Raw genomic sequence first — 18,421 nt, forward strand, 5'->3', positions numbered from 1 at the left:
GCCTACACACTCTCCTTTCGTTTAACCATAGTGAAAAGGATCGTAGGAACAAGTAAATAAATGAATGCACCAAGCCAGATTTGAATGTTCAGCAACATCTTTTGACCCGGAACCGTTTGCCATAACCATTGATCCATTATGATAATACTTATCAAAATGACAAACCAACTCGACAATAATCCGAGCCGAGTTGTGCTTTTGTTCATTTTTTTCATAAAGACTCTTCCAGCTCCATATAAACACAACAAAAGAATTGAAATGTCAAATACATAATTAAACATATGGAAAGAGATAAGGATGTAATCGATTCGTTCTAAACCACTCATTTGAATGTAACTTCCCATATATACTACCGGAAAGTTGATCTTGCTTAAAAAGTTTGAACCGTAAAACAATACCGAAGCAATGAACAATAATGAATATTCCATAATCGTCAGCATGTTTCCAATGACAAGATATTTTGATATTTTTTTATTGGAGCTTAACCATGGAACCATAAAGGCCAAATATACTGGACCGGAAAATGCCGACCAAATAAACAACAAGCCCTGCCATGAATGTCCTGACCATTCGGTGGGGATTAGAGGATACAAATCGCGGTAATTTGCAATCGTTGGAAAGAAAAAGGGAATAAACATGATTAAGATCCACGCCCCGCAAAGAAAGGCGATAACGACAAAACGCAATGTTTTTTCCATGCCATGTGAAGCCACAAATAAACTGATCGAAAGGATAACTAGGATCAGCCACTTTTTATTCATTGATGGATATATAAAATTATGGAGCATTTCAACGTAACCCAGTGTGATGATTGAAATTTTTAACAGTATTATTACAAAACCAAGTATCGCGAAAACTTGAACCGCCCGTTTCCCAAAAAGCTGTACAAATCCTTGATAGCCTTTCGATGCATAACTGGAAGTAAACCATTTGGATAGCATCATCAAATTAAGTTGGGACAGTAGCCCCAAGGCGACAATTCCCCAAACCATATAGGAATGAACCAAATAAACCGGCATGATTAAAATAAAATAATGCATTTGCGTTCGATTAACTAATAAAAGGAAATGGATGCCGCCAAGGGTGGAAGTTTGATTGAATAGGGATAAAGTCTTCATTTCTTCATCTTCTCCTGTCGCCATTTCTGTAGTGGTTTTAGATTATGCGGACGCGTTTTCATCCAAATCAAAGGCCCGCGAATAAAGAGGTCAATCCAATCCTTCCCATAAAAAGGTGAAAGCGGCGCTAAATAAGGTTGACCTAATGACGTTAATGCATGGAGATGCGCAAGAATGCCGATTATCCCGACCACGATTCCTGGCAGCCCAAGAAACGATGCAAGGATAAGAAGAAGCAATTGCAACAGAACCATGGATTTTGTCATTTGATAATTGGGAACTAAAAAGAAAGCAATAGCGGATATACCCATCAAAACAATTAATACTTTACTTGCAAAGCCTGCCTCTACAGCCGCTTGTCCAATGACAATACCACCGATAACCCCTAGAGTTTGACTGGTTTTGGTCGGCATTCGCAAACTTGCTTCTTTGATGATTTCCAGCGTTACGATCATGAAAATTCCTTCCACAAACGGAGTAAAGGGCAATTTGCTTCTCGATTCCAATAATACGAAGAGAATCGGCAGCGGAACCATTTGGTAATGAAATGTCGTTAACGCAACATAAAAAGGAATCATCGTCAAAGAAATAATAAAACTTCCATACCTCATTAAACGTAAAAAACTGGCTACCGGCCAACGAAGGAAGTAGTCTTCTGGCGATTGGAATAGATGGAATAATGTAATGGGACAAATTAAAGCAAACGGTGAATTGGAGACTAATAAAGTCAGCTTACCCTCACCTAAGGCGAAGGCGCAGGCATCCGGCCGATCCGTTTGTAGAAACTGGGGAAAGACCGTATGGTTATGATCTTCAATAAAAGCTGCAAGCTGTGCGGAGTCTAAAAACTGATCGAAATCCACACTTTCAATTTTCTCTCTTGCAAGGGAAACAAATTCCGGATTAATTATTCCGTCTATGTACATTAACACAACTTTTGTTTTACTCAGTGATCCTATAGTGAAGCTTTCCGTTTTTAATGTCGTTATAGGCAAACGTCTGCGCAACATTGTAATGTTATTATCGATTTGTTCGCTGAAGCTATCTTTCGCTCCATATATAACCGTTTCCGTTTGGGAAGGTTCAATTGCCCGGCCAAGAGGATTTTCCAACTGTATGCCTAGCCATTGATCGTTGACTGAATCGTATAGAAGAATATATCCTTGCATTATTTTTTGCCCAGCATCTTCGATCGATATAACTTCTGAAACATCAGAATTGATTATGCATGAAGGAAGCGAATTTCCGCCTGATTGATGAAGTGGCTGAATAATCGCCTCGTTTAAACGCTCTTGATCTATTAATGTTTTTATAAATAAAAGATGGACTGAAGCACTCGTACCTATTTTGTGCTCAATGATTTCGGCATCTTCCATATGGTTTAATATCTGTTTTAAATCATCAAGCCATGTAGACTTTTGATGATTTTTCATTTGAGGCTCGTGTTTTTCAACCATGGTCGTCTCCTTTATCAAAGTAATAAAATGGTGATAAGGTTAATATCTTGTCCTGTAATCGAAAAATCATACGACCGGCAATTTGTAGTTTAACAGCAATATCGGGAACAACATGCTACCAGATTAATCTTAATCGAATGAGTGTATTATGGTACCCTACCCTTTGTATCTGTCTCCGGCTTTCCTCTTGGGCGACAAAAAACAAAAAGACAGGCATCAACTGATACCTGTCCCTATCTTAAGTTCATTAGAATTACTATATTGCCCTTAGATAAAGGGCCTACGGTCCCGCAAAATGAACTGAATAATCTGCTATTAAAATCTGCTTTGAAAAGTGGGATGTATCAAAAGGTAGGAGCAGGTAATTCATCAATGTTCATGCGTAGTAGACTATAGGGTTTTTGTCGCAGGTCTTTTCCGTAATGAAATCTGGCCTGCCTATGTAATTGGTTCACAATTACATATAAGTATTGATCCGGACCAATAGAAAAAGTATCCGGCCATAAAATTCGGGGATCATGGGCGATGGTTTCCATGATTCCATTTGGCAATATCTTTCGAATACTATCGTTTTCGTAATCTCCAGCATAAACGTTTCCTTTAGCGTCTGTGATCATCCCATCAGATGCACCCTTCTCTCCCCAATACTGCACAAGATCACTTAACTTAAAATCCGGTATCGTTCTGTCTCTTAACGATTCTGTTGAGATAGAGAATAACTGGCGACTGGTTAATGGACAATAGAATAACATTTTTCCATCAGGGGAAATCGCTATACCATCAGAGGCCAATCGAAACGGAGATGTCGAACCATCCGCGTTTCGATTCATCAAAATTTTACCTTCCACTTTCGGCACAAAATACGGATCGGGTGAGGTCGAGCTTGCTCCATGCAACCGTCTATACGCATTTCCGTTTTCTAAATTTACGACGATAATAGCGCCTGGACCATTGGAAGAAGAATCCGTTATATATGCGTAACCTGCTTTTCCTACACGAAAGTCAAATCGGACATCATTTAGATACGTTGTCGGCAAGACTACATCATCTGCAAATGTATATACTTTTCTAATTGTATTTGTTTCTAAATCTACCGCGACTAATTTTGCCCCTCCTTTAATAGGCTCTGAAAAATTTGGTGCAGCCGTGTCCAGTACCCACAGGGTTCCCCTTCCATCTGCAACAACACTCTGGACACTAATGAAGGACATAACGATATTCAATGGGTTGATCAAATTCGTTTCTTCATTAGGATAAGGTTGCATCTGACCATCAACAATTTCCGCTACCGTAAATCTAACGTCATCTCCCCATTTTGGAAAGCAAATAAAGGTACGCCCGGTTTCGGATACACTAACGCCTGTAGGCATAGCCCCGTAAAAGGAATGAACGAGTTCTAACTTACCAAAATATTCTTCCATAGGTAACATAGGCTGTATGATGTCCTCCTCAACATAGTTGAATAGATATTACCTATAATTATGTTCAAGACTTTTTCTAATGCCTGGCCCTTAATCATTCTTTTTTAACCTCGATTTTGAAATTGTCCGATACATTTAAAAATACAAAAAAACTTCGGCGTAAGCCGAAGCATGTTGACGTTAACTATATGTGCTCTAGGAAAAATGCTTCTTCCGATCGTCAACGCAAAACTTTGCCAAGCTTATCAGTACCAAAACCGTTTTATTGTTGGTCCGGTAAACCTAATGCATTGGCTGAAGTTATCGCTTGATCTAAAAATTCCTCTGCTCGGGTCAATTGCTGCCTGGCAATCTCCAACGCTTGTGAATTTGTTGCCGCATTAGATTCACTTAACGAGCTTATTGCCTGATTTAAAGCCGTCTGCACCTTAGAAACCGCGTTAGATGCATGCTGCTCCAGCGTATTACTACCACTCGAGTTAAGTGCATCTTCTGCTGGTTTTCTTGCGTTTTCGGTTGCTAGATCAATTTTGTTTTTATTGGGCACCGTGACTCCTCCTTCCATGAGTAAGATCATTCATTTAAACAGAAATAAGTATGGGATTGAGATTTTGTATATATCCCTGCGACTGTATGGGAATATTCGGATCTTACCTCTCCGGTGATCCATATTAGTATAAGATCCGATGCATTGGAAAATCTAATCTTGATGAAAAAGGAGGGGATCATTTCTGAATGGCTAATCCAACGCTAGCGCCGCACGAATCGATGGAACTGCATGAAGCGTTAAACTTCAAAACGCTCTGCATCGCTAAGTCGAAACTTATGCAAGGCCTGGTCTTTGACCAAGAGCTAAAAGCATTAATGCAGAAAGACGTAATTCAATCCATACAACAGATTGCTGAGCTGCAAGCAATCTACGCAAGAGCTCCTTTTCAAGCACCCGTTCCGAATAATCCGACACCTATAACACATTAAGGGGAACTCAGATGAATACCGATTATTTAGATCCGATTAATTCATTGAATATGCCGGAAATGGCAGATATGACTTTTGCCATGGATTTCCTTCTTCGTGCCAAGGAGGGTGTACGTAATTTGTCCATCGCCCTGACGGAAACGGCTTCACCGGATGTAAGAGCCCTGTTGCATACTCATCTGAAGCAGGGAATTTCAATGCACCAAGAAATTTCGGAGCTCATGATTCGCAAAAAATGGTTTCATCCTTATGAGCTGAACGAACAGTACCAACTCGATCAGCTTTCGGCGAAAAATACGGTGATGATCGGGCAGATGAATCTGTTCCCGGGTGATACGTCACGTAAAGGGATGTTTGATCGGACCCCAGATGAACATATTGGAGGACATAAAGCATGAAGGCGGTAACGTATCAAGGGGTTAAAAATGTCGTGGTCAAAGAGGTGCCGGATGCGAAGATTGTGAAACCGGACGATATGATCGTAAAGATCACCAGTACCGCGATTTGCGGTTCTGACCTTCATCTTATTCACGGGATGATCCCTAACCTTCAGGAAAACTATGTCATCGGACATGAGCCGATGGGGATCGTAGAAGAAGTGGGCCCTGGCGTGACCAAGGTAAAAAAAGGCGACCGCGTAATCATCCCGTTTAACATCGCATGCGGAGAATGCTTTTTTTGCAAAAATCAGCTGGAAAGCCAATGTGACAATTCCAACGAACACGGGGATATGGGCGCATATTTCGGCTACTCCGGAACGACCGGCGGATATCCCGGCGGGCAAGCGGAGTATTTACGGGTCCCATTTGCTAATTTTACCCACTTTAAGATCCCTGAAAACTGCGAACAACCGGACGAAAAGCTAAGCTTGATCGCCGATGCCATGACGACGGCATTCTGGAGCGTAGATAACGCCGGCGTTAAAAATGGAGATACGGTCATTGTGCTCGGCTGCGGCCCGGTCGGACTCCTAGCCCAGAAGTTCTGCTGGCTGAAAGGAGCTAAGCGGGTCATAGCCGTCGACTATGTCGATTACCGCTTAAAGCATGCGAAGCGAACAAACAATGTGGAAATAGTAAACTTCGAACAGGATAAGAATATTGGGAACACTCTCAAGGAAATGACCAAAGGCGGCGCCGATGTTGTCATTGATGCGGTAGGAATGGACGGCAAGATGAGCGATCTTGAATTTCTAGCCAGCGGTATGAAACTGCAAGGCGGCACCATGAGCGCATTTATCATTGCATCTCAGGCTGTTCGCAAAGGTGGCACCATTCAAGTCACTGGGGTATACGGCGGACGTTATAACGGATTCCCGCTCGGTGATATCATGCAGCGAAACGTGAATATCCGTTCCGGACAAGCTCCGGTCATTCACTACATGCCATACATGTACGAGTTGGTTACGTCTGGCAAAGTGGACCCTGGCGACATTGTTACGCACGTCATTCCGCTCAGCGAGGCCAAACGGGGCTATGAAGTGTTCGATACAAAAACGGACGATTGCATTAAAGTCATCTTAAAGCCTTAAATATGAATAGATACATGGGAGGACAATCTGAATGGATTCCACATACGCTTTGCATGAGATTCTCGAGGTACATGAAATAGCTGCGTTCAAGACGGTTTGTATGACTAAATCCAAGACCATGCAAGCTCTGGTAACCGACCCGGAGCTCAAGCAAATTTTGCAACAAGATGCGATCTTATCACAACAGCAGCTTCAGGAGCTCGGTGGAGTGCTGTCTAAAGCGACTGTATAGGAGATAAAAAAATGAACCCAATATTAGAACACATGACTGGTCTTAATACGCTGACCGATGACGTGATCGCAATGGATTTTTTGATGAACGCCAAGAGCGGTGTCAGAAACTACGCCATGGCTGTGACCGAATGTGCCACCCCCGAAATCAAACAAATTTTGATGAAACAGCTCGATGAAGCCATAGATTCTCATGAAAAGATATCAAATTACATGGTGCAGCATGGTTTATACCACCCTTACCATATTGCAGAGCAAATTCAGCTCGATCTGAAAAACATTCAGACTGCTATGAACATTCCGTCCTGACACCCTTTTTGATTTTAGCCAGAGACTTCAGAGAACAAAATGTCCCTGTGTCAAGAATTTCAACAATGAAAAAAGGCGGATACTATCCGCCCTTTTTTTGGCATCGTCACGAAACACGCTTATTGCAAGCGTTCCTTTACGTATTCTACTTATTTCTATCCTGAGACTGTTTATGGCCGCTGCTCTCTACTTTAATTGACTACAGTGAACTTAAGGCTCCAGCTTCCATGACATTTCCCAAAAATCAAGCTCAAAGCGACTGCACATCACGAAAATATCCTCCATCCGTTGGTACGTTCCCTCGCTACAGCCTTCTAATAGCTTATCAGTTAACGTCACTAGGGATTGATTGTTGCTGTTGTATTCAGAGGAAGCATATCCTGTGATCCACTCTCCGTAAAAAGGATGCTCAGCTGCACCTGGCTTTTGGGCAAGGACTTGACCAATCTCTGCATAGCTCCATGAGCAGGCCAGAATGGATACAAGTACTTCTTCTATGCCACCCGCATGGGAAACAGAGAGCATATAGTTAGTATAGGCTGCATTTTTCAGGGCAGGTTTTACCTGGAAAACATGATCCTCTGTAATTCCTAATCGCTCCATATAAGAACGATGAATTTTCATTTCACCATTCAGGATGTTATCTACGTTTTCACTAAAAAACTGCATCAATTTGGGGTCGTGCGACTTGACAATACCTAGTGCAAATACGCGGGCATAATCGAACAGGTACAAGTAGTCTTGCAGCAAATAATAACGAAATTGTTCAACCGTTAAGGAACCATCTCCGATTCCTTTAACAAAGGGATGCTCAAGACATTCCTTCCACACAGGCTGTGCTGCCTGATATAGTCTCTCTGAAATAGTCAACATGTGTTCCTCCAATTCATAATGTACGTATTTAAAAACAAAAAAACGAAACATCCTATGGATGTTTCGCAGACAAATACACTAAAACAAGGGGGTTCGCATGAGCTACCCAAGTACAGTGTTTCATCGTTGCATCCCTACGTTGGCATTATCCAAATCAGGTAAGGTCGGTTTAACACCCTCTCAGCCGGTTAAGGCTCCCTCGCAAACGGTTGTATGTAGTTGATTACTTTCCTATTCCCATAAAAGATAAAATAACATCCATTTAGTATATCAAGGGCTGTTAAATATAGTCAAGGAAGATTGTATCGCCCCTCATCACCTTTGGTGACGTATGTAAACGATGAAAACCATCACAACAATGGTTGAGTTTCAGCCACTGTTATGATGGTTTCTATTCTTGCAACTACTGCCGATGGTTTAATGCCCGAGTTTGTTCTTTCCGACAAAAGTGAGTATTCCGTACTGGGAAGTATTTCTCCAGCTCTCATTGGTCGTATCATTCCACTTGGCTACGCTCTGCTTACCTCCGCCCTGGTTGTCGTTAATTTGGAGCTCGAAACCGAGAACATTTCCTGCTTTGGGCGTCAATGATTGTAAATGAATTCTGGCTTCTACGAGATATCCTTTATTTGTTTTCTTCACAGCACTTACAAGGCGTCCAGGTGAGGCACCCCCTGCAAAGGTTCCCACATTGTCTGCACTGATTCTGAACTGGGCATCATCATATTGAAAATACGGTGTGCGCTGGTGATTCTCGTCCAGGAAAATCTCAACCGAATCCTGATCCCATGGGTTGATACTATCTGTAATGATGTTTGGATCAGTGACGTCGATCAGCAGGTATAGATACTCACCTGACCACATTGCGCGAGCCACTGCCTCTGCACCTTCGCTCTGGTTCAACCGTTTTACTTCAAATGGTGCAGCCTTATTCCATGATGTGTCTTTCTTCCCATCAATCTGAACAATCCCTTGCACAGCTTGTGCAGATTTGGGCATAGGGGCGAGTTGAATCACGCCGTATTTGCTTGTATCCTGTTCCTGAGATTGTGTTCGATCATTCCAGTACAGTGGATTATAAGGTTGTGTCCCACTTGAACCGCCATCAGTCACACGGATATCCAATCCGGCTTCATATTCTGATCCGACTTGGATACCACCCCACGGAATGGACAATTCAACCTGATATCCGGCTTTTGTCTCGCGTACACGATATGAACGCTGCTCCACACCCTCAGCTTTGCCCGACCGCTTAATGATTACGTGTCGGTCATCTGCTTCATATGAAGTGGTCTTGCCATTATTGAGATCAACAAAGATATCTACTCTGTCATTCACATCTGCCTTTGCATCCTGTACATCCACGAGGATATACAGGTTACTATGATCCCATAAAGTGCGGAAACTGGCTGATCCCGAAGAGTCACCCTTCAGTGGAGTAGACACCGCTTTGTTCCAGAGCGGATCTTGTGTCTGTTTTTTGATATCCGGTTTACCCGAAAGTGAGACGGCTCTCTGCGTCAACACAGGCAAACTGGATTCATCCACGAGTCCCCAGTATGCCTTTTTGGCCTTCAGGGCTGAATCAAACAGCATAGCCTGGTTGTTGTAAGACTTCTCATCTTGGAGTCCCCATAAGGTAACTGAAGAAATGTGGTCTTTGTGTTTTTTGTACAAATCCAACAGTTCCTTATATCGATACGCCTGCTTTACTGCAACTTCATCGGACATCTCTTCACCAAATGGAATTCCGCTATCCACATCCAGTTCCGTGATCTGAATATCCAATCCAAGTTCGGCGAACATGCTGATCGTTTTTTCAATTTCCTTGATGGGCGGGGATTCCAGGTTATAGTGGGATTGCAAACCCACACCATCGATGAGCCCTTTCTCTTTCAGTCGTTTGACCAACTGATACATATGCTCTCTTTTCTCAGAGATTTCCGTGAAGTATTCGTTGTAATATAATTTGGCATTCGGATCGGCTGCACGAGCGAATTCATAGGTTTTCTCAATATAATCCGGACCAATTAGTTCATAAAAGGGACTTTTACGTAAACCGTTGGCATCACCATTGCTATCCGCAATCGCCTCGTTTACCACATCCCAGGCATAGATCTTACCTTTGTATCGGGTCATGACGGTTTCAACGTAATCCTGAATCCGGGCAAGTAGTAATTCTCGACTCGCAGGGTTACCCTGAGGATCCTTGAACATCCACTCTGCTGCATCAATATGCCACAACAACGCATGTGCGCGTACGCCCATACCATGCTCCTCGGCGAACTGAACATATTGATCGGCTGCCTCGAACTCATAAACACCTTCGGAAGGAGACATGTACTTCGGTTTCATCTCGTAGGTTGCGGTCAAGCTGTTAAAGTGCTTTGTGAGCAGTTGTCCATATGCGCCTTCCAACTGCCAGCGATACACCGCTGCACCAATGGGGAAATCATCTTGATACAGGTCTTTCAGAGACAGAATCCCTTCTTCAATCTCCAGTTGCTCGGCCAGAGTAAATGATACATCATCCACATAGAACGATAACGTATCTACGCTATCTTCAGAGATGTAGGGTGTTTCGATGAACAAATTCAATTCAGTGGGATCATCGCTATACTGAAATTTTCCGGTGATTTTGTGCCATGTATTCCATTCTGCTTTGGCAATTTTCACGCTACCGATTGGGTTCCAGCTTTCGGCAGTTGTTTTTTTATATGTGGTGAGCTGTAATGTTTGATCCGTGGTGGGCTCCTGAGTAAGTCTTACATATGCCGCAATTTCGTACTCTTGGTTACGCTTAAGCAGATCCTTCATGGATAACATCGGTCCATGATAGGAACGCTCACGGTTGGCGACCAGCATACTGGACTGACCTTCGTGTGCTTCCTGCTGTGTCACTGTCAGCCTTTCGTTACCTGTACGTGGAGTCCACCCCTGAAGTGTACCGTCTTCAAAGTTTGTACTCAAATGACCTCCCTCCACTTCCGTAACTGCTTTGGCTGCATGTGAGACATTCGTAAATGGAAGCATGGCGAGTACGAGCACAAGAACCAAGGCCGTTATATTCCATTGACCTAACCGTTTCATACAATTCCTCCTCTTGATTTGGTCTAAGTATTTCTGAACGGATTAACATCCAGATAAATAGATTATAGCTCTTTGGATAACGCTTACATATAACAAATTTACAATAATTACAATAAAATGTTATCACTTGGTAATCTCATGTGGGTTTAGGAAGCTGGAGTTCGTTCGCAAGGGATATCAAAAAACCGCTACATATTTGCAAAAATAAAAGACCGTTTCCCGATAAAATACGAGAAAACGGTCATCGTTAGAAAGTATCTTTTTTCCTGTCTGCTAACAGGCATATAAACTTTGTTTTATAATCGTCCCTCGTGACCCTGATCCTCCTGCACAATTCGAGCTATGTGAATCATCAAATATAATAATTCCTCGTTTGATATGGAGATATCCAGCATATTCTGCACGTAGGTTTTAATCATCTCCGCGCATTTGTATTCAAACGGATGCTCCTTCACCATGTGTTGAAATATAAAATCTTTCGCCGAATTGCCCAGACGTCCTTCTTGTAAACGCTGGATGAAGAATTGCAAATGTGTGACAAGTCTTACATAATGAATGGAATTTTTGTTCAATTGCATATCAAAGGTGTATTGTATCAGGTTAAAAATATCTTTTAACATCTTAACGGATTGCACCGTGCGCTCCATATTCTGCTCATGTGTTTGGGCATTCACGAAATGAAAGGCGATATTCCCTGCTTCTTCCTCCGGCAGTTCAATATCCAATTCTAGATTCAGCATCTGAACAGCTTCAACCCCCAGTTCGAACTCGACAGGATGAAACCTCTGGATCTCCCATAACATGCGATTCTGTAATGCTACACCTTTTTTCCATCGTTCAATGGCAAATGACAAGTGATCCATAAGCGTGAAGAAGATTTGATCGTCAAGAGACAGCTTTTCTTTTGCATTGGTAATCAGTTTGTTTATGACATTCACATGTTTATCTGGCATGTTTTCGATGGTTCGTACGTAAGCCTGGGCAGACGGATTATTTTGCAAAATGAATCGTTTCTGGATGTGTTCTTCATCCAGTCGCTCGCCGACTTTGCCTTTGAATGCCAACCCTTTTCCCATGACAATCATTTCTTGCCCCTGTTCATCTTTGATCAGAAGCAAGCTGTTATTTAATATTTTGATTACTCTCATGCATTCATCACGATCCTTTATTCTTTCGTGACCGCCTGATCCGAATTTCCGATACATCTGCCATTCTGTTTAATGACCTCTTGATACCACGAGAAGCTTTTCTTCTTCAAACGCTTCAAGTCTTTCAGATCCTGTTCACCGCGGTTTACATAGATCATTCCATAACGTTTCCCATACCCCTGATGTGTGCTTACCAAGTCAATAACGGACCAAGGGCAATAACCAATCACATCTACTCCATCCGTTAGAGCCAGTCTGATCTGTTCCAGATGTTTCTCGATAAAATCAATCCGGTACGTATCGTTAATGGTGTTATCTGCCTCAAGTACATCCGGGGCTCCAATACCATTTTCCGTAATTAGAATAGGGAGACCATATCGTTCACATACCTTACGCAATGTCAGCCTTAGGCCAACCGGGTCAATGACCCAACCATATTTCGTTTTTTCCGTATAAGGATTCTCCGCGGCCCGGTATACTCCCTGCTCGCCAAGCATAATTTGCTGATCACCCGCACGAGCTGTAACATCCGACGCATCGCCCATACTGGCGGCAATGGTTGCCGTCGAGTAGTAGTTGATTGCTACCAGATCGGGGCGGCCAAACTGGATATCTTCCATGTCACCCTGCTCAATAACCGGCTCGATGCCGCGTTCCTGTAAATAACTCCAGAATAATGGATTATACCGTCCCCACACCGATAAGTCGAGAAAACCCCATCCACGAATCGTCTCCCAGTTATGAGCAGCGACTGCATCGGCTGGTCTGGAGGTTGCCTGGTACATGGAAGTCATGTTTAAAGCAGGTCCGATCTTACCTTGCGGGAGCATATCATGAAATAGTCGCATCGTTCTGCCTTGAGCTACAAACATGTGATGATTTTGCTGATACAGTTCCTTATTGGATGGCAAACGCCCGCCTTTTGGTGTACCAATAGCACCTGGATGAAGAATCATCGTATTTTGCTCATTAATGGTCAACCAATATTTCACTTTATGCCCGTAATGCTCAAACAAGATACGCCCATACTCGACGAAGGCATCGATCGTCCCCCGGTTGTTCCATCCTCCGGTTTTCTCAAGCTCGTAGGGTAAGTCGAAATGGTACATGGTCACAATGGGCTCAATACCATGGAGCAGCAATTCGTCAATTAATTGGTGATAAAAATCGAGTCCCTTCTCATTAACAGTCCCTGTGCCTGAAGGCAAGATTCGAGTCCATGCAATTGAAAAACGATATGCTTTGAGGCCCAGCTCTGCAAAAAGCTTCACGTCTTCTCTGAACCGGTGATAGTGATCGCTCGCAACCGTGAAATCGGCGGTTCCAGCCGGATGATCACACATATCGATGACGGACAGGCCTTTGCCATCTTTGTTCCAGGCTCCCTCCACTTGATAGGCCGAGGTAGACCCTCCCCACAGAAATTCATTGGGGAATGGTTTGATCTGTTGATATAACATCTCAAGCACTCCTTCATTTTAAATGTTGATCATGATATATGACGGACCATATGAAGTATCGTATTACGTTTGTTACGAAAGATGGATAATGGTTGCTCCAACCTCCACAGGATTCTGCTTCTCCAGCTTAATATCCGAGAAACGATCCGAATTGGCGATAATGATCGGGGTTATGACTTCATACCCTTCTGCCTTGATGGCATCGATATCAAAGCGGATCAACAAGTCACCCCGTTGTACGCGATCCCCTACTTTAATGGAAGAGTCAAAATGTCTCCCCTTTAGGTTGACGGTATCCACTCCAATATGAATGAGCACCTCTTCTCCATCATAACCGTTTAATTTGACCGCATGTTTGGAGTCCATGAAAGCCGTAACTTCACCTGCGATTGGTGCATACAGTTCTCCTTTGGCAGGAATAATGGCAGCACCCTTACCCAGTAATCCCAAAGAGAAGACATCGTCTGGTACACGGTCTAGATGGACTAATTCCCCTTGCATCGGGCTGGCGATCGTAAGTGGACGTAATTCATTTTGGCTCGGTACATTTGCATTTGTTATTGTAGAAGACTGTGTGCTTGGGCTGTTGTCTTGAACAGGCTGCCCGGAAAGTGTCTTGTCATCGTTAACGTTGGTAGTTCCTTCTTCTTCATCTTCCACTGGATCTTCAAAACCAATGATCCATGTCAGAGCAAAGGTAACGATAAAAGCGATCATACAAGTCACAATGGCATGAACGATGTTCATCGGATTGCTGCCAATGAATGCAGGTAACGCGGCAAGCCCTGGAGACACGAAGGCATAACGTACTAATCCGGTCAGACCAGCGTATATCCCTGCTACACCACCACCGATCATTGCGGCAATTAAGGGTTTCTTCAGTTTCAGCGTTACACCGTACAAGGATGGTTCCGTGATGCCCAGCACAGCGGTGAAACCGGATGAAGCAGCGAGCTGTTTCAGTTTTTTGTTTTTGGTTTTCAATGCTACAGCAAGGGTGGCCCCACCTTGAGCAATATTGGACGCGAGCATTCCGGGACCGTTGATCATTTCATATCCATTTTTGGTCAGTTGGCTAGTTGCAATCGGCGTCATGGCCCATGCGGTACCTGTTACGATCAGGAATGGTTGCAAAGTTCCCATTAACAACGGAATCAGCCAACTGGCTCTGGCATTGATCGCTTCTGCACCCATCGCAACCAGATCATTCAGGTACGTTCCGAAAGGCCCAATCGCCACCAATGCAAGTGGTGCTGTAATCAATAGTACAATCATTGGTTTCGTGAAAAATTTGATCATTGAGGGCGATACCCGATCCGCGAAACGTTCAATATAGGACATGAGCCAAACGACGATAATAATCGGCAGTACGGAGCCCGCGTAATCGGTTAGTCGAACTGGCACACCGATGAAAAACACGTCTTTTCCTTCCGCCATCAGGGCGCTCCATCCCGGGTGTAATAACACGCCGGCAACTGTCATCGCCAGAATGGGACTTGTTTCAAATTTAATGGAAGCTCCATAAGCCAGCAGAATAGGCATGAAATAAAAAGCCGCGTCCGCAATGGTATTAAGGATATAGTAGTTTTGGCTTTCCGTCGTTACGAGGCCTGTCAGCACAAGTACGGCTAATATCGCTTTGATCATACCTGCGCCAATGATTGCCGGAATTACCGGAGTAAATGTTGTTGAGATCACGCTGATGAATCTGGAGATCCAGCTCTGTTTTTGCTTTGGTCCGTTATTTTTGCCAGAATTCGATTTGGAGTCCGCACTTCGGGTAGCCGAACCCATCTGCTGAGTGATAACTCGGTAGACCTGCTGCACCTCATTGCCCACAACGACCTGGTATTGTCCACCATTGTTCACAACGGTAATGACACCTGGAAGTGCTTTGAGTTTTTCTGTCTCCGCTTTGGAGATGTCGTGCAGTTCGAACCGAAGTCGAGTTGCGCAGTGCGTAAGCCGAGCGATATTCTCTTTCTTCCCAACCAATTCCGTTATCTCTTGTCCCAACTTGCGATAATCCATACCAATGCCTCATTTCTGAATTTGGATATAAAAAAGACCAAAACGATATGCCCTCCCCTACTCACATAAGGAAAATGCAAAATCATTTTGGTCATGCCTGCTTTACCAGTAACAGCCAAACACTGCTAATATTCAATTCGTTATCGATGTAAACGTTTACTGGATCATAATATCACACAATAAATTAGTTAGCAATCACTTTATTCGACATTTTTCTGCATTTTAATTTGCTTGATTCGACTTGATTATTAGCAGCCTTCTATAGGCTTCCACCCATTCCCCTTCTCATTTGCCTACATACAATACATTAGACTAATGAACAGGAGTGATGTGATATGACATTTTTACCTCCTTTTGGACCTGGTGGAGGGTTTGGCGGACCTGGGGGTCCCGGAGGACCAGGAGGACCCGGCGGATTTCCTGGTCCGCCATCGTTCCCCGGGGGTGGAGGTGGTGGCGGACCACAAGGCGTGCAGGCACCTACCGGACCGCCACCATCATTCGTTCCACAGCAACCCGCTTCGTTATATGCGGTAGATCCAAGAGCCATATCCGGCTGCCTGTTTCGCTACACATATATTTGGCCGGATCGTGGTCCCGGCTTCTGGATGTACCCGGTATTTGTAGGTAGAAACTCGGTGGCTGGCTTCCGTTGGAATGGCTTCTTCTGGCTATACACCGGCATTGATCTGCAGCGAATCAGCTCGTTTAGCTGTTTCTAGAAGTAAATCCCCCTGTATGCGGATTAATCCACATACAGGGGGATTTAGATTTTTGGAATATTCACCTTGTCTAAAGCAACTTAATCAGCTTTTCTAGCTCATCAACCAAACTCTTTGCAAGTTCAAAATTAGTATCTTTTAAAGCCAATTCAATTTTCATTTCAACAGACTTTTTCTTTTGTTCATTTTCTAGATAGTTTTCATCAAAATGACTCGCATAAATCATCTGTCTAAATTCTTCTATACTCATTTTACTAATCGTTTTGTCCTCGATAATTAAAACATAATCCATACCATTTACAACCGAATAGAAATCATGAGAAATCATGATAATCGCACCTTTGTAGTCTTCAATGGCTTTCTCCAATGCGATTTGTGTATAGATGTCTAAATGGCTTGTCGGTTCATCCAGGAGCAATACGTTGGCTTGACTGGCAGAAACTTTAGCCAGTTGAAGCATGTTTTTTTCTCCACCAGATAACGATTCAATCTTTTGATCAAGGATTTCTCCTTCAAAGCCATAGTTTGGAAGATACGATCTAATTTCATCATACGTTTGAAAGCCGGAATCAATGAATTCATTTAGGATGGTATTCGAATCTTTTAGCATTTCGCCTTGAACCTGAGATAAATAGGCCACTTTAACATCAGCATTTATTTCAATGGCATCCTGATTATTTTTAAAGATTTCTCGGAGTAAAGTCGTTTTCCCGGTACCGTTAGGACCGATCAGGGCTACTTTATCTGTAGATTTGATCTCAAAGTTCACATTTTCCAAAAGCAACTCGTCAAAGGAAACGTTATAGTTATTGACGTTAACCACAACGGTGTCTTCCATTTCCTTATCGATTCCAAAACGGATATTCGGCTGTTTGATATCGACAAATGGCTCTTTTATTCGACGTGCTTCCAATCTCTCTTGAAACTTGACTCTGGCTTTTAACGCTCTGCCTCTGGAGGCTTCGGAATTATATGTGGCGATCTCTCTAAGATTGTCGATGATGTGATCGTATCTCTCAATTTCCTCAGCTTCAGCAACTGCGATTTCTTGCAGTTCGATCTTAGACTGAAGCAGTGAGAAGTTGTAATCGATATATCGCCCGTCAAACTCTTGGAGCTCTGTGTTTTCTAGGTGTATGATTTTGTTGAAACAATGGTTCAACAGATATCGGTTGTGCGTAACGACCAGCAACATTCCCTTGTGTGTGTTAATCAATTTTTTAAGCGCGTTCAGGTTTTCAAAGTCTAAAAATACATCAGGTTCGTCCATAATCATGAAGTCTGGACGATTCAGCATTTCCTTCATCACTTGAATAAGTTTGAATTCCCCGCCGCTTACGGCGGATATACTAAGATCTTTGAGCTTCATGAGGTTGGCAAGGTTTAACTGTTTATTGATGTTTTTTTCGTAATTATCCCCATCCATCGCCTCGAATGCATCCAAAGCCAATTGAAGCTTTTCCATCAGGGAATCCATATCCGATGTGGTGGCCATCTCCGCATAAATCGCTGTAATTTCATCTTGTATCTTGATGAATTCTTCTGCGATATATTCAAAAACGGTCATTTCTTTTGTTTTGTCTACTTGCAAAAACTGACTCACATACCCGATTCTGCAATCGGGGTCTATCTCTAACTTGCCCTCGAACAAATATCGTTCCGGATCCATCAGGATATCGATCAATGTACTTTTTCCACTGCCGCTTGTTCCGATAAAAGCACAATGTTGTGCCTCTTCAAACGTAAATGAAATGTTTTTATATAGTTCCTTTTGTGGAAATGAGAAGGATAGGTTTTCAACTTTTATCATAGTGTTACCTTTCTTTACAACTAAATTGGTGGCTAATATTAAATATATTGTCGAACACAGACTTTTAGAGTAACACTGTTTACCACCAAGTACAATCGATTTTTAGCACTTACCCTCACTTTGAAACTCTAATACGTTCTATAGAATGATGGCTAGTGGACGGTGGTTTCTTCGTAAAACACTACTGACATACTGTTGTCAGTAGTGTATTTGTATAGTTGGAGTAAGCAATTGTAAAGGAG

16 protein-coding genes and 1 riboswitch are annotated in these 18,421 nt (G+C 43.0%); of the genes, 6 read left to right on the top strand and 10 right to left on the bottom strand.

All coding sequences use genetic code 11. From position 1 onward, the window contains the following. Positions 1-2: 2 nt before the first annotated feature. The 4 genes from C170_RS25155 to C170_RS25170 all read right to left on the bottom strand — a co-directional run bounded on the left by C170_RS25155 (position 3) and on the right by C170_RS25170 (position 4,543). Positions 3-1,118: a GerAB/ArcD/ProY family transporter gene (locus tag C170_RS25155; protein ID WP_036615394.1), complete on the bottom strand. Its 1,116-nt coding sequence runs from the start codon at positions 1,116-1,118 to the stop codon at positions 3-5. After that, positions 1,115-2,575 (bottom strand): spore germination protein, encoded by a 1,461-nt coding sequence (locus tag C170_RS25160; RefSeq protein ID WP_036615397.1) that lies wholly within the window; start codon positions 2,573-2,575, stop codon positions 1,115-1,117. The genes C170_RS25155 and C170_RS25160 overlap by 4 nt, the downstream gene beginning before the upstream one ends. A gap of 344 nt (positions 2,576-2,919) precedes the next feature. After that, on the bottom strand, positions 2,920-4,005 hold the full coding sequence (locus tag C170_RS25165) for an L-dopachrome tautomerase-related protein (protein WP_174806471.1): 1,086 nt from the start codon (positions 4,003-4,005) through the stop codon (positions 2,920-2,922). A 253-nt stretch (positions 4,006-4,258) separates the two neighbouring features. Further along, a complete protein-coding gene (locus C170_RS25170) occupies positions 4,259-4,543 on the bottom strand; it encodes a hypothetical protein (protein ID WP_036615403.1) in 285 nt (94 codons plus the stop codon). A gap of 188 nt (positions 4,544-4,731) precedes the next feature. On the opposite strand from C170_RS25170, the gene C170_RS25175 reads away from it, so the two are divergent. The 5 genes from C170_RS25175 to C170_RS25195 are packed head-to-tail and all read left to right on the top strand — an operon-like array spanning position 4,732 to position 7,045. Next, positions 4,732-4,974, top strand: a complete 243-nt coding sequence (locus C170_RS25175; RefSeq protein ID WP_036615405.1) for a hypothetical protein — start codon at positions 4,732-4,734, stop codon at positions 4,972-4,974. Between the two features lie 11 nt (positions 4,975-4,985). After that, on the top strand, positions 4,986-5,372 hold the full coding sequence (locus C170_RS25180) for a spore coat protein (protein ID WP_036615408.1): 387 nt from the start codon (positions 4,986-4,988) through the stop codon (positions 5,370-5,372). Then, on the top strand, positions 5,369-6,505 hold the full coding sequence (locus C170_RS25185) for a zinc-dependent alcohol dehydrogenase (protein ID WP_036615410.1): 1,137 nt from the start codon (positions 5,369-5,371) through the stop codon (positions 6,503-6,505). Before C170_RS25180 ends, C170_RS25185 begins: the two co-directional genes overlap by 4 nt. A gap of 31 nt (positions 6,506-6,536) precedes the next feature. Then, positions 6,537-6,737: a hypothetical protein gene (locus C170_RS25190; RefSeq protein ID WP_036615413.1), complete on the top strand. Its 201-nt coding sequence runs from the start codon at positions 6,537-6,539 to the stop codon at positions 6,735-6,737. An 11-nt stretch (positions 6,738-6,748) separates the two neighbouring features. Then, the gene (locus tag C170_RS25195; RefSeq protein ID WP_036615415.1) at positions 6,749-7,045 is read left to right on the top strand and encodes a spore coat protein; all 297 of its coding nucleotides are present in this window, start codon (positions 6,749-6,751) and stop codon (positions 7,043-7,045) included. A gap of 210 nt (positions 7,046-7,255) precedes the next feature. On the opposite strand, the gene tenA is transcribed toward C170_RS25195, so the two are convergent. The 5 genes from tenA to C170_RS25220 form a co-directional block, all read right to left on the bottom strand. After that, positions 7,256-7,918 (bottom strand): thiaminase II, encoded by a 663-nt coding sequence (gene tenA, locus C170_RS25200; protein ID WP_051447394.1) that lies wholly within the window; start codon positions 7,916-7,918, stop codon positions 7,256-7,258. 113 nt (positions 7,919-8,031) lie between these two features. Continuing rightward, positions 8,032-8,129, bottom strand: a riboswitch (TPP riboswitch). A 206-nt stretch (positions 8,130-8,335) separates the two neighbouring features. Next, positions 8,336-11,008 (bottom strand): endo-1,4-beta-xylanase, encoded by a 2,673-nt coding sequence (locus C170_RS25205; protein ID WP_036615417.1) that lies wholly within the window; start codon positions 11,006-11,008, stop codon positions 8,336-8,338. Between the two features lie 296 nt (positions 11,009-11,304). Beyond that, positions 11,305-12,156, bottom strand: coding sequence for a PRD domain-containing protein (locus tag C170_RS25210; RefSeq protein WP_036616055.1), 852 nt, complete (start codon positions 12,154-12,156; stop codon positions 11,305-11,307). A 17-nt stretch (positions 12,157-12,173) separates the two neighbouring features. Then, the gene (locus C170_RS25215; protein ID WP_036615418.1) at positions 12,174-13,616 is read right to left on the bottom strand and encodes a glycoside hydrolase family 1 protein; all 1,443 of its coding nucleotides are present in this window, start codon (positions 13,614-13,616) and stop codon (positions 12,174-12,176) included. 72 nt (positions 13,617-13,688) lie between these two features. Then, positions 13,689-15,647: a beta-glucoside-specific PTS transporter subunit IIABC gene (locus tag C170_RS25220; protein WP_036615420.1), complete on the bottom strand. Its 1,959-nt coding sequence runs from the start codon at positions 15,645-15,647 to the stop codon at positions 13,689-13,691. Between the two features lie 335 nt (positions 15,648-15,982). Here C170_RS25220 and C170_RS25225 point away from each other — a divergent pair, with 335 nt between their 5' ends. Beyond that, positions 15,983-16,369, top strand: coding sequence for a hypothetical protein (locus C170_RS25225; protein ID WP_036615422.1), 387 nt, complete (start codon positions 15,983-15,985; stop codon positions 16,367-16,369). A 70-nt stretch (positions 16,370-16,439) separates the two neighbouring features. Here C170_RS25225 and C170_RS25230 read toward each other — a convergent pair whose 3' ends face one another. Continuing rightward, a complete protein-coding gene (locus tag C170_RS25230) occupies positions 16,440-18,179 on the bottom strand; it encodes an ABC-F family ATP-binding cassette domain-containing protein (protein ID WP_036615424.1) in 1,740 nt (579 codons plus the stop codon). Positions 18,180-18,421 lie beyond the last annotated feature (242 nt).

Origin of the sequence: Paenibacillus sp. FSL H7-689 (assembly GCF_000517905.1) — a bacterium.
GTDB classification, from domain to species: domain Bacteria; phylum Bacillota; class Bacilli; order Paenibacillales; family Paenibacillaceae; genus Paenibacillus; species Paenibacillus amylolyticus.